We start from the raw sequence: 14,148 nt of genomic DNA on the forward strand, positions 1-14,148 counted from the left end.
CTCCACCCCCCAATAGCCCACACCCCAGGAGGCGGGGGCCGTTTCTTTGCGTCCCCCGTCCCGGCTTCACATCTCTGTCCTGCAACAGCGCATCTGCGCGCTCGCGGGGGGACCGCGAGCGCTCCGGAGGATTCGATTAGGTCGAGGCGTTATTTCGGACGCCGCTTCACCTCGCGCACGGCGCCGCGCGCGGCGCTGGTGGTGAGCGCAGCGTAGGCCTGCAGCGCGGTCGAGACGTTGCGCTTGCGCGCAGCCGGCTGCCAGGCGGCATCGCCCTTCGCCTCTTCCGCGACGCGGCGCTTGGCGAGCTCGTCGTCGGAGACCTCTAGGCTGATGCTGCGGTTCGGGATGTCGATCGCGATGCGATCGCCGGTGCGCACCAGGCCGATGTTGCCGCCCTCGGCGGCTTCCGGCGAGAGATGGCCGATCGACAGGCCGGAGGAGCCGCCGGAGAAGCGGCCGTCGGTGACGAGCGCGCAGGCTTTGCCGAGACCCATCGATTTCAGATAGCTGGTCGGATACAGCATCTCCTGCATGCCGGGGCCGCCGCGCGGGCCTTCGTAGATGATGACCACGATCTCGCCGGCGACGACCTTGCCGCCCAGGATGCCTTCAACGGCCGCATCCTGGCTTTCGAACACGCGCGCGGGGCCTGAGAATTTCAGGATCGAGGCGTCGACACCCGCGGTCTTCACGATGCAGCCGTCCTGCGCAAGGTTGCCGTAGAGCACGGCGAGGCCGCCATCCTTGCTGAAGGCGTGCTCGAGGTCGCGCACCACGCCCTTCTCGCGGTCGGCATCGAGCTCGTCGTAGCGGCGCTCCTGGCTGAAGGCGACCTGGGTCGGGATACCGCCGGGCGAAGCGCGGAAGAAGGTGCGGACCGCTTCGCTCTTGGAGCGCTTGATGTCCCAGCGCTCCAGCGCGTCGTTCATGGTCGGCGCGTGCACCGTCGAGACCGAGGTGTCGATCAGGCCGGCGCGGTCGAGCTCGCCCAGAATGCCCATGATGCCGCCGGCACGATGCACGTCCTCGACATGCACGTCGGCGACCGACGGCGCGACCTTGCACAGCACGGGCACGCGCCGAGAAAGCCGGTCGATGTCCTTCATGGTGAATTCCACCTGCCCTTCATGGGCGGCGGCGAGCAGATGCAGCACGGTGTTGGTCGAGCCGCCCATGGCGATGTCGAGCGTCATCGCGTTCTCGAACGCCTTGAAGTTGGCGACGTTGCGCGGCAGCACCGAAGCATCGTCCTGCTCGTAATAGCGGCGGACGAGATCGACGATGGTGTGGCCGGCCTCGACGAACAGGCGCTTGCGGTCGGCATGGGTTGCCACCACCGTGCCGTTGCCGGGCAGCGCCAGGCCCAGCGCCTCGGTCAGGCAGTTCATGGAGTTGGCGGTGAACATGCCCGAGCAGGAGCCGCAGGTCGGGCACGCCGAGCGCTCGATCACCTTGACGTCGTCGTCGCTGACCTTGGAATCGGCTGCAGCGACCATGGCGTCGATGAGGTCGACGGCCTTGGTCTTGCCCTGCAGCTTGACCTTGCCGGCCTCCATCGGCCCGCCGGAAACAAACACGGCGGGGATGTTGAGCCGCAGCGCGGCCATCAGCATGCCGGGGGTGATCTTGTCGCAATTGGAGATGCAGACGAGGCCGTCGGCGCAGTGCGCGTTGGCCATGTACTCGACGCTGTCGGCGATCAGCTCGCGCGACGGCAGGCTGTAGAGCATGCCGTCATGGCCCATCGCGATGCCGTCGTCGACCGCGATGGTGTTGAACTCCTTGGCGACGCCGCCGGCCTGCTCGATCTCGCGGGCGACGAGCTGGCCGAGGTCCTTGAGATGGACGTGACCGGGCACGAATTGGGTGAAGGAATTGACGACCGCGATGATCGGCTTGCCGAAATCGGCGTCCTTCATGCCGGTCGCGCGCCAGAGGCCGCGGGCACCCGCCATGTTGCGGCCGTGGGTGGTGGTGCGGGAGCGATAGGCTGGCATGGCGGTTTCCGTCCTCGGTTTGACCGGCCGGGCGGGAAAAACAGGAGCCGCCTCAGGCCTTTCTGGCCGGATACCGCACGGGCTGGGCGGGCGCAACGGGAACTTGCCCTGAAACGGCCCAGATCGACCCCACGCAGGCCTCCCCTGCTCCCGGCGCGGGTTATTGCAGCTCGCGTCAGCGCCGGACAGGCGCAGCAGCTTAGCGCTTCGGCTTGGGCAGCATAATTCTCCCTTGGGAGGCAATGCCACCCCATTTGGTGGACCAGCCGATTTCCGAGGTCGAGGCTGGTTCAATGCTTGTCTGACCTCGGGCGCCCTGCAATGCAAACAAGGCCCCCTGGGGATCGACACATCGTGCGATCCAGCAGCCGTCAGGCAATTCGATCGGACCCTGGAGGATCCGGCCTCCGCCAGCGCTCACATGCTTCATGGCAGCACCGATGTCGTCGACATTGAAGTAATGCAGCCAGCTCGGCTGCGTTACGATCGGAAGTTTCGTGAGCATGCCGCCGATCGCCTGCCCACCCGCCGAAAACAATTGATACCAGGCCGCTGGTTCGCCTTGATCCTCGGCCTTCTGCCAACCGAATAGTTCTTTGTAGAAATCGAAGATCACGGTCCGGTCGGCAGCCAGTAACTCATGCCAGCCGACACGCCCCGGCTCGTCCAGCCGGCCCGGCTTTCGTCGGCCATATGTCGGATCTTTGATCAGCCCGAACGTCGCCTCCTGCGGATCGGCAACGACTGCTATGCGGCCAATATTGGTGTCCGTCGGCGGCACAAGGATCGCGCCTCCAAGGCGCCTGATCTGCGCGGCGGTCGCGTCCAGGTCGTCGACGGCGACGTATCCCATCCACCGCGGCGTCGCCCCCAATCTTCGCCCCTCCTCCGGGATATCCATAAGTCCGCCCAGCGGAGCGCCGCCGCTACGAAGCACCGTGTAAGGCAGTTTCGGGGTCGATTCATCCTTCATGCCCCAGCCGACGGCCTTGCGGTAAAATGCGCCAGCCGCCGCGACATCCGTGGTCAGGAGTTCATACCAAGCGAAACGCCCTGATCGATCGACCACGCCGATCTCCTGTTCGAGCTTCGGTGCGCTTGCGGCACTGCACCAAGTTGCACGCGCACCAACAGCGTGGATCGTTGATGCGTTGTGTCAACCCGCCGTGCCGATGCCGTTCATGAAGATGAATACACCCTGCACGTGCGACGCCGCGCTTTTGTGCGCGAAATTGTTGCTCGCGCTATTTCCTGAGAGTAGGCTTAGCGCGGCTGGGACGCTTCTTGCAATGCTCGGAGGTTCGACCATGCGGCAGGCGAAGAAGACTTCTAAAGGGAAGAAGCGAGTAACCAAAGTCGCCGTGCCGGCGTTCGGAGCCGCAGGGTTGACGTTCTCGCTGGGGGGAGGCGCATCGGCGTCCGCCGTGCCCACATCCGACCTACAGCAATTGCCCCACTTTGGAACCGGTCAGGCAATCACCCTCGATGAAGAGGAAATGGCTGACGTCAGCTTGGCCACCTTCCATCTCTTCGACAAGGAAAACGCCGGCAGCCGCGTGCAGCTGGCATGGCGCGGATGCGGCGGTTGCCGCGGCTGCAGAGGCTGTCGCGGTTGCCGTAGTTGCCGATGTGGCGTCGGTTGCCGTTGTGCGGGTTGTGCCGTTGGCTGCGGTGTCGGCTGTGGCGTTGGTGTGGTGGGATGCGCCGTATCATGCGCGAGTTGCTGCGCATCGTGGGGCCGCTGCCGCGTGTGCTAGGCCTCGGCGCCTTCCGAATGTCAAATTCACGGGTTGATACGTCATTGGCCGGTCTCGAGAGAGGGGCCGGCCAATTGCTTGATTTCGCTACGACGCTCGCATCGGCAACAGGATCATCGTGCTGACTCAATGACTGCAACTCGCAAGACGCGCGCTCCGCGGCAGACCCGCAAAGACATTCTCCGATTTGCACCGAACTTCACCGCCTATGTACTGCCTCCCGATGCGGTTTGCCTTTATTCCGAGGACCGCAAGTTCTTCCTGCATGGCGAGCTCTATTGTGCCTTGGCCACCGCGATCGGAAAACATGGCAAGGCTTGGTCCGAAATCATTAGCCAGCTTTCGAAGCACCTTCCGGCCAACAAGATCGACGAAGCGATCAAGCGGCTCCTTGATCGCCGATATGTCGTTGCGCAGAGCCCGAAAGCATTCGACGACACCGTCGGCGGCTTCCTGGCGAGCCTCGGCATGCCCCTTGAGATCGCGGAACAAAATCTTCGCAATTGCCCCGTCCGGATTGAGGCGATCGACGTCAAAGGCGCCAAGGAGCTGACCGCGGCGTTGAGCAAGCTCGGTGTTCAAATCGCCAAGCGAGCGCCGAAGCTCACGATCACGCTGGCGAACGACTATCTCGACCGGCGACTTGCCGAGCTGAACCAGGAACGCGTGGCCGGCAAGACGCCCTGGTTGCTGGTGCAGCCGTCCGGCCCGTTTCCGCTGGTCGGGCCCGTGTTCAAACCGGGCGAGACCGCTTGCTGGACCTGCCTGTTCGATCGCATGATCCGCAACCGGGAGATCAAGGGGTTTCTTGACCGGGGACCGGCGCGTGCGGTTGCCATATCGCCGCTCGTCAGAGAAAACGTCGGCCAGACTGGAATCCATTTTGCGGCCGTCGAAATCGCGAAGGCGATTGCATCGGATTTTCGCACCGATTTGTGCGTTCACATCGCAAGTTTCGACCTGACCGGCGCCGCGATCATCAAGCACTACGTGACGCGACGTCCACAATGTCCGACCTGCGGCAGCAGGAAGCTGAACAACCCGCGCCGATCACCGGCCCTGGTCGAAATTGACGAGGGCAAGAGGCTCGTCATGACCAGCGGTGGATACCGCACGGTGACGTCGCGGTCGACGGTGTCGCGCTTCCGCAAGCATGTGAGCCCGCTGACAGGGGTGGTGACCAGGCTCGAACGAATCGACGTCGATCTGCCAATGAACACCAACTACTTCGCCCAGCATAATTTCTCCGCGCCGGCCCAGAGCATCGACCAACTCAGGTCCGGATTGAGCGGCGGCAGTTTTGGCAAGGGCTCGACCGCCGAGCAAGGCGAAGCCAGCGCGCTGATGGAATCGATCGAACGCTATTCGGGAATCTTCCAGGGCGATGAGATCAGGACGACGCGTCGATTTGCCGATTTCGAGCCTGGCGACGCGCTTCTTCCCAACGATGTGCAGCTCTTCAGTGACACGCAGTTCAAGAACAGATTTCTCCAGCAACCGGACGATCCCCATCCGGTTCCCGAGCCGTTTGATCCTTCGACGAGGACCGAGTGGTCGCCCGTCTCATCGTTGCGCGACAAACGCTTCAAATATCTGCCGACGGGCCTCCTGTACTTCTTTTATGGCGGCTTTCATACGGATTCCAACGGCTGCGCGGCCGGCAACACCCGCGACGAAGCGATTGTCCAGGGCTTCCTCGAACTGATCGAACGCGATGCCTACGCGATCTGGTGGTACAACCGGGTGCAGCGCGCCGAGGTCGACCTCGAGCAGTTCGACGATTTCTATGTCCGGGATCTCCAGACTCAATTTGCGGAAGCCGGGCGCAAGCTGTGGGTGCTCGATGTCACCACCGACCTCGGCATTCCGACTTACGTGGCAATCATGCACTGGATGCAGAATGGACACGAGCATATCGAGTTCGGTTCCGGCGCGCATTTCGACCGCCGCATCGCCCTGCTTCGCTCCCTCACTGAGCTGACCCAATTCATGTCCGTCAGCATGATGGGCGGTGCGAGCGGCGAAAAGCCGACCCTCGACGGTGTTACACCGCTGCGCCTGGAATATTACCCGTTCCTGATACCAAGCGATCGTCCGATCGTCCCTCCAGCGCCGAGCCTCAAGCTTCACGACAACACGCGTGACCAGGCCATCGCCTGCGTCGAGATTGCCGCCCGTGCGGGTTACGATTTCCTCGTCCTCGACCAGACACGTCCCGACGTCGAGGTTCCGGTCGTCAGAGTGCTCGTTCCCGGCTTGCGTCATTTTTATCGCCGCTTCGCCCCGGGCCGCCTTTACGATGTGCCGGTGAAGCTCGGATTGTTGGACCGGCCGCGACCGGAAAGTGATCTGACGTCATTCATTCCACACACCTGAAGGCCTGCTCTTCGTGCGCGCTCCCCCGAAAAAGCCGAACAGGAAGATCGCGCCAGACATTGCTGCCCGATTGAGCCATCGCTTCTCCCTCCGGATGCAGCCGGACGGAAACATTGCCGCCTCTCTGGGCGACTATTCCGTCAACCTCGGACAATTCAGCGAGGCTGCGACGGACCGTGCGCGACACCTGAGCACCGGTCTTCCGCTCGCTTCGTTTGCGGGCAAGAGCATCCTCGCCAGGGAAATCGACGCACTGGTGCATCGCCTGGCCCGGCAGGGGCTTCTGGAATACCGCCTCTCCTCCACGCGTGACGAGCGGGACCTCGTGGTCATCGAGCCTCAAGTCCCCGACTACTGGCCGCGACGCGCGAAGCTGGGCAAGCGTGATACCGTTGTGTTGTCGCGCTTTGCCTATCTGCGCCGGCGCGGCAACGAGATGGTGCTGGAATCGCCACGCGCCGGCGCGCTGTTCCGGATTGGCGATCCCGCCATCGCCGCTACCCTTGCCGCGCTGTCGCAGCCTCGGAAGATCGGCGAGTTCAAGGCGAAGGCACGCTCCTTCGACCTTCTTCTGCTCGAACTGCTGGTCGAAAGCCAGGTTCTGCTCAAGCTCGATACGAAAGGCGGCGACGGCTTGCGAGTGGATGAAGGCGACGGCAATCTCGTTCTCTGGGATTTCCATGATCTGGTATTTCACACGCGGAGCACGGAGGGCCGGCAAGCCAATCCGGTCGGTGCCGCTTTCACCTATGCGAGCGTCGTTCCGCCGCCGCCCGCGGTGCGTCCGCGCTGGCCCGGCAGCAAGATCGACCTGCGTAAATTCCCCTCCCCGGGGCCGAACTCTCTCCTCCCGAAGCTGTTGCGGGAACGCCATTCAACACGGGATTTCGACGACAAGCATCCGGTCACGCTCCGCGAACTCGCGCAGTTTCTCGACACCACCGCGCGCGTTCTGTCCGAATGGAAGAGCGAACCGTATTTTGATGGCGGCCCCGAAGTCACCTACAGCACGAGACCCTATCCTTCGGCGGGCAGCGCGTACGAGCTGGAATTGTACCTGGCGGTCTCCAACTGCGAAGGGCTCGCGCGCGGACTCTACCACTACGATGCAGGGAGCCACGCGCTGGTTGCGATGAGCGCCTCTGCCCAACAACTCCAGGCTCTCTCGGTGGCGGCTCAGTTCGCCATGGACGCGCCTCGTCAGCCGCAAATCCTGATCACAATCGCAGCGCGCTTTGGGCGGGTCTCCTGGAAATACAGCTCAATCGCATATTCGTTGATCTTGAAGAATGTCGGCAGCCTGATTCAGACGTTCTATCTGGCGGCGACCGATATGGGCCTTGGGGGCTGCGCCATCGGGACGACCGACATCGATCTGTTCGCGAAAATGACGCAGCAGGAATTGCACATAGAAGGCCCCGTCGGTCAATTCGCGCTCGGGCGCGGCAAGAAGCCGGAGGTCCAAGGTTAGACCAAGGCCAGACCAAGACTAGACAAACGCTCGCGAAGCGACGGCAAGTCGGCGCACGGCTGAAGCCGGTCGCGCTATTGCAACGTCGGATCCAACCGGTCGCGCAGCCAGTCGCCGATCACGGAGACGGCCAGCGTGGTGACCACGATGGCGGTGGCCGGGGCCAGCATGATCCAGGGCGCCCGGGTCAGGTACTCGCGGCCGTAGCCGACCATGTTGCCGAGGCTGGTCATCGGCGGCTGCACGCCGAGGCCGAGGAAGGACAGGCCCGACTCCATCAGGATCACCTCGGGGAAAACAAGCGTGGTCGAGACGATCAGGGTCGAGGCGATGTTGGGCAGGATGTGCCGGAGGTAAATCCGGGGCGGCGTCGCGCCTAACTGGCGGACCGCGGCGGCGTAGCCTTGCGCATTGGCCGAGATGGCAAGGCCGCGGGCGATGCGGGCATAGCGCTCCCAGCCGAATAGTCCCATCAGGCCAATCAGCAGCGGCAGCGAATTGCCGAAGAAGGCGAGCACCGCGAGCGCCATGATCAGGAAGGGCATGCTGGCCTGGAAGTCGGTCAGCATCAGCACGAGCTGCTCCACCGCGCCGCGGAAATGCGCGGCGAGGAAGCCGAGCGTGGTGCCGACCACGGCCGAGATCGCGGTGGCGCCGAAGGCGATCAGCAGCGAGATGCGGATGGAGACGAGCAGCCGCGACAGCACGTCGCGGCCGAGTTCGTCGGTGCCGAGCCAATGCGCGGCATTGCCGGGCGCGGCCAAGCGGTTGCGCAAATCGAGCTGAGTGTAGCCGTAGGGCGCGATCTTCTCGGCGAAGGCGGCGATCACGAGCACCGCGACGATCCAGGTCACCGCGAGCGCGACCGAGACCGGGATCGCCGGCAGGCTGATGCGGCGGACGGCCGTGTCCTTCAGCGTCGTGTCGGTCATGCGTGGGCTCCTTTGGCGCGCAGGCGCGGATCGAGGAAGCCGTAGAGGAAGTCGACAATGAGGTTGGACGTGACCATGGTCATCGCGACCAGCAGCAGGATGCATTGCACGACGGCGAGGTCGCGGTTGGCGACGGCGACGACGAGAAGCCGCCCTACTCCCGGCCAGGCAAACACGCTCTCGACCACGACCGCGCCCGCGATCAGCGTGCCCACCATGAAGCCGAGAATGGTGACGGTCGGGATCGCCGCGTTCGGCAGGGCGTGCGACGTCACCACCCTGCGCCACGGCACGCCCTTGGCCGAGGCGGTGCGGATATAAGGCTGGCCCAGCACCTCCAGCATCGCGCTGCGGGTGAAGCGCGCCAGCACGGCGGCACCGCCGAGGCTCAGCGTTGCGATGGGCAGGATCGCGTGGCGCCAACTGTCCTGCCCGCCCGAGGGCAGCCAGCCGAGCTGCACGGCGAAAACCAGTACCAGCAGCAGCGCAAGGACAAAACTCGGCACGGTGAAGCCGGCAACCGCCGTCATCATGACGGCGCGGTCGATTGCGGAGCCCCGATGCAGCGCGGCGTAGATGCCGGCGGGAACGCCGAGCGCGACCTTGAAGGCGAAGGCCGGCAAGGTCAGCGCCAGCGTCGCCGGAATCCGCTCCAGCACGAGCTCGATCGCGGGCCGTCCGTCGCGCATGGAGCGGCCGAGCTCGCCCTTGGCGATGGCGCCGAAATAGTCGAGATACTGAAACCAGATGGGATCATCGAGGCCCCACGCCTTGCGGAACGCCGCGAGCACCTCGGGCGGCGCCTCCGGTCCCAAAGTCATCAGCGCGGGATCGCCTGACAGGCGTAGCACGACGAAGGCGAAGGTGACGACGAGCACGATTGTCAACGCCGCGCGTCCAATGCGAATGGCGAAATAGCGTCCCATCACGCCGCGTCCCGTGTCTCGGCGCCCGTGATGAGATGGCAGGCGACCTGCCTGTTGCCGCCGACGGCCGCGAGCGCCGGCACCTCGCGCGCACAGCGCGCGACCGCGTGCGGGCAGCGCGGATGGAAGGCGCAGCCTTGGGGTCGCGCGGCCGGGTTCGGAGGATCGCCTGCCAGCACGATACGGCCTGCGCTGCGGCGGCCCGGCGCAGGCGAAGCGGAGACCAGCGCCTGGGTGTAGGGATGCTCGGGACGCGCGAACAGATCGTCCGCGCTGCCGATCTCGACGATGCGGCCGAGATACATCACGGCGACGACATTGCTGATCTGCCTGACGACGCGCAGATCGTGGCTGATGAACAGCAAGGTGAGCGAGAGCTGGGCCTGGAGATCGCAAAGCAGGTTCACCACCTGCGCCTGGATCGAGACGTCGAGCGCGCTGACCGGCTCGTCGCAGACCAGGAAATCGGGCTTTGTGGCCAGCGCCCGCGCCAGCACGATGCGCTGACGCTGGCCGCCGGACAGCGCGCCCGGGTAACGCGCGCCATGCGCCGGGGTGAGCTCGACGGCGCGCAGCAATTCGCGGACACGCTCCTCGCGCGCGTCGGGCGTGCCGAGGCCGTGAATGTCGAGGGGCTCGCGGATTTGCGCAGCGACCGGCAAGCGCCGGTCCAGTGCGCCCAGCGGGTCCTGGAAGATCATCTGCATGCGCGCGCGTTGCGCACGCCATGCGGCCGTGCCCGGCGCCGCCATCGGCTTGCCGTCGAACCTCACCTCGCCGCTATCGGGCGGCTCCAGGCCGAGCACGATACGCCCAGTGGTCGACTTGCCCGAGCCGGACTCGCCGACGAGGCCGAGCGTCTCGCCTTTGGGAATGGTCAGCGACACGCCGTCGACGGCACGGACCGCCGTGCTGCGGCCGAACATGCCGGAGCGCATCGAATAACTGCGGGAGATTTCGGACACGTCGACGAGCGGCGGGCTCATTCAGCGGCGATCCCGAGCAGCGCGCGGCGCGAAGCTTCAGCGCGGATGCAGGCCACAGCGCGGCCGTCCGCGATCGGCGCCAAGGTCGGCTCGGCACGGCTACACGGCTCGGACGCCAGGGTACAACGCGGCGCGAAGGCGCAGCCATCAGGCATCATCGCGGGATCGGGCACGGTGCCGGCAATGGCGGTGAGACGGCGGCGTGGTCCGTCGAGCGGCGGTAGCGCGCCGATCAGGCCCTGGGCATAGGGGTGCACGGGATCGGCGAACAGCTGGTTGCTGAGGGCCTGCTCGACGATGCGGCCGGCATACATCACCGCGACGCGGTCGCAATTTTCGGCGACGACGCCGAGATCGTGGCTGATCAGCACCATCGCCATGCCCATCTCGCGGCGAACCGTCGAGAGCAGCTCCAGGATCTGGGCCTGAATGGTGGCATCGAGCGCCGTGGTCGGCTCGTCCGCGATGAGGAGGTCCGGATTTCCGGCGAGCGCCATCGCGATCATGATGCGCTGGACCTGGCCGCCGGAGAATTCGTGCGGATAGGCCTCTAACCGCCGGCCTGCGTCGGGAATGCCGACGAGATCGAGCAGCCGGCGCGCTTCCGCTTTCACGGCATTGCCTTGGAGATCGCGATGCAGCGCCAGCGCTTCGCAGAGCTGCTTGCGGATGGTCAAGACCGGGTTGAGCGCGCTCGCCGGATCCTGGAAGATCATCGCGACGCGCCCGCCCCTGACCTGGTCGAGCTCGGCGGCCGGCGCGCCGAGGATCTCGCGTCCGTCGAGCCGCACCGAGCCCGAGACCTTGGCATGCCGCGGCAACAGCCCGAGCGCGGCAAGCCACGTCACCGACTTGCCCGATCCGGACTCGCCGACGAGGCCGAGAGCCTCGCCCTTGCCAAGAGCGAGATCGACACCGCGCAGGACCGGCACGCCGCTGAAGGCGACGCTCAGGCCTGCAATGCTGACCAGCGGCGACACCTCACGCCTCGAAATTGCCGGCGCGGAAATCCATCGCGAACGCCGGCGATGCCTTCCACTTGATCGACTTCGGCTTGGCCGTGAAGGTCGCGTTCTGGTGCAGCACCGTGTAGGCGGGGTCTTCGCGCTCGGCGATCTCCAGCATGCGGCGGAACGCCTTCTTGCGGGCGGCACGGTCGATCGAGGTCTCCAGGAACTCCGAGAGCTTGTTCAGCTCGACATTGGTCCACTCGCCGATCTGCTGCTGCTGACCGTTCGGGCCGTGCTGGGCGACCAGCGAGGAGACCGGATCGTTGAAGGCGGCCGAGTTCGACCAGTCGCGCACGGCGCGGCTCGGCGCACGCTCCATGATCTGCGACCAGTTTTCCTTGGTCTCGATCTGGACGTTGAGGCCGACCGACTTCCACATTTCCACCAGCACCTGCGCGGTCGCGACCTGGTTGGTGTAGTAATTGTTGAGCAGGCGATAGGGAATCGGATCGCCCTTGTAATTGGCCTGCTTGAGCAGATCCTGCGCGAGCTTCGGATCGTAGGCCGGCACGCTCCAGTCGGCGTTGAACATGTCGCCGTAGAATTCCCATTGCAGGCCCTTCGGCACGCGGGTGCGGCCGGCCCACAGGCTGTCGACGATGGCCTGGCGGTCGATCGCGTGGGTGAAGGCGCGCCGCACCAAGGGATTGGCGAGCTGGGCGTGGTTCTTGTCGAACACGGTCAGGCGGTGGTTGAGGATGGTGCCGCCCTGCACTTCGAACGCGGCGTTCTTCTCGATGCCGGCGATCTGGTCCGGCGGGATATCGCAGGCGAACTGGTATTCGCCCGACAAGAGCCCGTTGATGCGGCTTGCCACTTCAGGCACTTCGAGGAAGCGGATGCGCTTGAGCGGCGGGCGGCCGCCCCAATATTCGTCATGCGCCTCGAGCGTCAGCGACACGTCGGGCTTGAGCTCGACGACCCTGTAGGGGCCGGTCGTGACCGGCTTGCGCGCCCAGTCGAGATAGCTCGCGGATTCGTCCCAGGCGCGGCGGTTCATGATGTCGGAGCCGTAGCGCGACAACCGGCCTTCGATCGTGACGTCGGGCGTCGCGTTGTAGAAGCGCACGGTGTATTTATCGACCGCATCGACGCGCACGAGGTCCGGCCAGATGCGGCGGGCAACGGCCGGCACGTCCGGCGGCAATTCCTTGCCCGGACGCGGCGTCGGGATCTTCTCGAAGGCCGGGATCGTCGAGCGGCTCTTGGCCTCGGTCTCGCCGAACATGCGCTCGCGGCTGAAGGTGAATACGACGTCCTCTGCGGTCAGCTCGTCGCCGTTGTGGAATTTGACGCCCTGGCGCAGCTTCACCTCGACGGTCTGGTCGTCGATGCGGCGCCATTCGGTGGCAAGGCCGGGCACGGCCTCGAGGTTGCCGCGCCAGTTCTTGGAGATCAGGCCTTCCCAGATCGAGGAGAAGAACACGCGCTCGCCGACATTGGACTGCTCGCGCAGCACGTCGAGCACGTTCGCATTCGTCACCTTCTGCACGGCGATCGTCACCGACGGACGGTTGTCGCCCTGCGCGATGGCAAAACGCGGCAGCAGCAATGTGCCTGCGGCGGCGCCGCCGGTTTTCAGGATGGTGCGACGGGTGAATTTGCTCATGGCGGTAGCCCCAGATGATGCGGTTATTCGGCGAGACCGAGCGCGGCGAGATGGGCTGCGCCGGCGCGGACGTCGTCGTGGTTGCGGAGTTCGAGGATCAGCCGCGGGTTGGAATTCAGCCGTCCCAGGGCGCGGAATGTTGCCTTCGCCCGGCGCCCAGTGCCGGTCGGCAAAGCCGTCGGTGTCCTGCAGATGCACATGGGTCAGCATGTCGCCAGCGGTCTCGACGTAATAGTCGACCGGCGGCGCACCGGTGGAGATGTGGGCGTAGTTGGCGTGCCCGGTGTCGAGCGAGACGCGGACCTTGGCGCTTTCCAGCGCCCTGGCGAGACGGACGCGGTCGCGCGGATCCTTGTCCTCGATGTTCTCGATGACGATCTCGCAGCCGATGGTTTCGGCGCGTGCGATCACCTCGGCGAGCGTCGCCTTGACGCGCTCGACGAGATTGCCGCGATTATCAGGATACAGATCGAGATTGTTGTGATCCCAGGTCGTGAACGGCGAATGGATCACCATCTGCGTCGCGCCGAGGAACTCGGCGGCATCGAGGCCCTGAAGCAGGCGCTTGGTCACGGCCTGGCGGATCATGGGATCGTGGCTGTCGATCTTGAAGCCCCAGAACGGCCCGTGAATGCCGAGCCGGCCGGTATGGCCCGACAGCATCTGCTTGATCTCGCCGGCCGTGCTGCGCCAATCGCTGTCGAGAAGATCGGCGCGGAAGAAATCCTGGATCTCGAGATCGCGCTGCCGATCGAGAAGCCAGTCCCGATGGGCGGGGATCGATTTGATGGACAATGCGGCGCCCAGCACCGGCTTCGACATGGCTTGCTCCTTGGCCGTCAGCGATGACGGGAGCAGCGCTAGACCAGTTCAATGACAGGCCCGTGAAATCGCGGTTCAGCGGCGCCGAGGAGGTGTGGACATCCTGCCCCTCGCGTGCGGTAGATCAGGCAACAGCGATCAGACCACCGATGCAGAACGGGCACATGGCAAGCGGTATCTGTGTCCGTAGTGATCCGGAATGGAATCCTATCGCGATGTCACGTACATCGCGTGCATCGATCGGCGGCCACTTCCACGG

The 14,148-nt window shown here is 65.0% G+C and carries 10 protein-coding genes and 1 pseudogene; 2 read left to right on the forward strand and 9 right to left on the reverse strand.

The window, feature by feature from the left end; genetic code table 11:
• Positions 1 to 149 precede the first annotated feature (149 nt).
• The 3 genes from ilvD to CV770_RS42305 all read right to left on the reverse strand — a co-directional run bounded on the left by ilvD (position 150) and on the right by CV770_RS42305 (position 3,432).
• The gene (gene ilvD, locus CV770_RS38330; protein WP_104466014.1) at positions 150 to 2,000 is read right to left on the reverse strand and encodes a dihydroxy-acid dehydratase; all 1,851 of its coding nucleotides are present in this window, start codon (positions 1,998 to 2,000) and stop codon (positions 150 to 152) included.
• Between the two features lie 199 nt (positions 2,001 to 2,199).
• Positions 2,200 to 3,069 carry a VOC family protein gene (locus CV770_RS38335; protein ID WP_104466015.1) on the reverse strand — a complete coding sequence of 290 codons (870 nt, stop codon included), beginning with the start codon at positions 3,067 to 3,069 and terminating at the stop codon, positions 2,200 to 2,202.
• An 87-nt stretch (positions 3,070 to 3,156) separates the two neighbouring features.
• Complete coding sequence (locus tag CV770_RS42305; protein ID WP_161500082.1) at positions 3,157 to 3,432, reverse strand: hypothetical protein; 276 nt, start codon at positions 3,430 to 3,432, stop codon at positions 3,157 to 3,159.
• 454 nt (positions 3,433 to 3,886) lie between these two features.
• Between CV770_RS42305 and CV770_RS38345 the strand changes: the two genes are divergently transcribed.
• On the forward strand, positions 3,887 to 6,133 hold the full coding sequence (locus tag CV770_RS38345) for a TOMM precursor leader peptide-binding protein (protein ID WP_104466016.1): 2,247 nt from the start codon (positions 3,887 to 3,889) through the stop codon (positions 6,131 to 6,133).
• A 94-nt stretch (positions 6,134 to 6,227) separates the two neighbouring features.
• On the forward strand, positions 6,228 to 7,604 hold the full coding sequence (locus CV770_RS38350) for a SagB/ThcOx family dehydrogenase (protein ID WP_201760222.1): 1,377 nt from the start codon (positions 6,228 to 6,230) through the stop codon (positions 7,602 to 7,604).
• Positions 7,605 to 7,678: 74 nt separating this feature from the next.
• Here CV770_RS38350 and CV770_RS38355 read toward each other — a convergent pair whose 3' ends face one another.
• From CV770_RS38355 to CV770_RS38380, 6 genes and pseudogenes are all read right to left on the reverse strand, one after another.
• Positions 7,679 to 8,536 (reverse strand): ABC transporter permease, encoded by an 858-nt coding sequence (locus CV770_RS38355; protein WP_104466018.1) that lies wholly within the window; start codon positions 8,534 to 8,536, stop codon positions 7,679 to 7,681.
• A complete protein-coding gene (locus CV770_RS38360; RefSeq protein WP_201760221.1) occupies positions 8,533 to 9,462 on the reverse strand; it encodes an ABC transporter permease in 930 nt (309 codons plus the stop codon). Before CV770_RS38360 ends, CV770_RS38355 begins: the two co-directional genes overlap by 4 nt.
• Positions 9,462 to 10,448, reverse strand: coding sequence for an ABC transporter ATP-binding protein (locus CV770_RS38365; RefSeq protein WP_104466020.1), 987 nt, complete (start codon positions 10,446 to 10,448; stop codon positions 9,462 to 9,464). Before CV770_RS38365 ends, CV770_RS38360 begins: the two co-directional genes overlap by 1 nt.
• A complete protein-coding gene (locus CV770_RS38370) occupies positions 10,445 to 11,428 on the reverse strand; it encodes an ABC transporter ATP-binding protein (RefSeq protein ID WP_104466021.1) in 984 nt (327 codons plus the stop codon). The genes CV770_RS38365 and CV770_RS38370 overlap by 4 nt, the downstream gene beginning before the upstream one ends.
• A gap of 1 nt (position 11,429) precedes the next feature.
• Entirely contained in the window at positions 11,430 to 13,067 is a 1,638-nt protein-coding gene (locus CV770_RS38375) for an ABC transporter substrate-binding protein (protein WP_104466022.1), read from the reverse strand.
• 23 nt (positions 13,068 to 13,090) lie between these two features.
• Positions 13,091 to 13,889 (reverse strand): annotated as a pseudogene (locus CV770_RS38380) (sugar phosphate isomerase/epimerase family protein).
• Positions 13,890 to 14,148: the final 259 nt, after the last annotated feature.

The organism is Bradyrhizobium sp. AC87j1, assembly GCF_002936975.1.
Lineage (GTDB): Bacteria > Pseudomonadota > Alphaproteobacteria > Rhizobiales > Xanthobacteraceae > Bradyrhizobium > Bradyrhizobium shewense.

Coding starts and splice junctions, on each gene's coding strand:
- ilvD (WP_104466014.1), bottom strand. CDS start 2,000: ATGCCAGCCTATCGCTCCCGCACCACCACCCACGGCCGCAACATGGCG.
- CV770_RS38345 (WP_104466016.1), top strand. CDS start 3,887: ATGACTGCAACTCGCAAGACGCGCGCTCCGCGGCAGACCCGCAAAGAC.
- CV770_RS38355 (WP_104466018.1), bottom strand. CDS start 8,536: ATGACCGACACGACGCTGAAGGACACGGCCGTCCGCCGCATCAGCCTG.
- CV770_RS38375 (WP_104466022.1), bottom strand. CDS start 13,067: ATGAGCAAATTCACCCGTCGCACCATCCTGAAAACCGGCGGCGCCGCC.
- CV770_RS38365 (WP_104466020.1), bottom strand. CDS start 10,448: ATGAGCCCGCCGCTCGTCGACGTGTCCGAAATCTCCCGCAGTTATTCG.
- CV770_RS38360 (WP_201760221.1), bottom strand. CDS start 9,462: ATGGGACGCTATTTCGCCATTCGCATTGGACGCGCGGCGTTGACAATC.
- CV770_RS38350 (WP_201760222.1), top strand. CDS start 6,228: ATGCAGCCGGACGGAAACATTGCCGCCTCTCTGGGCGACTATTCCGTC.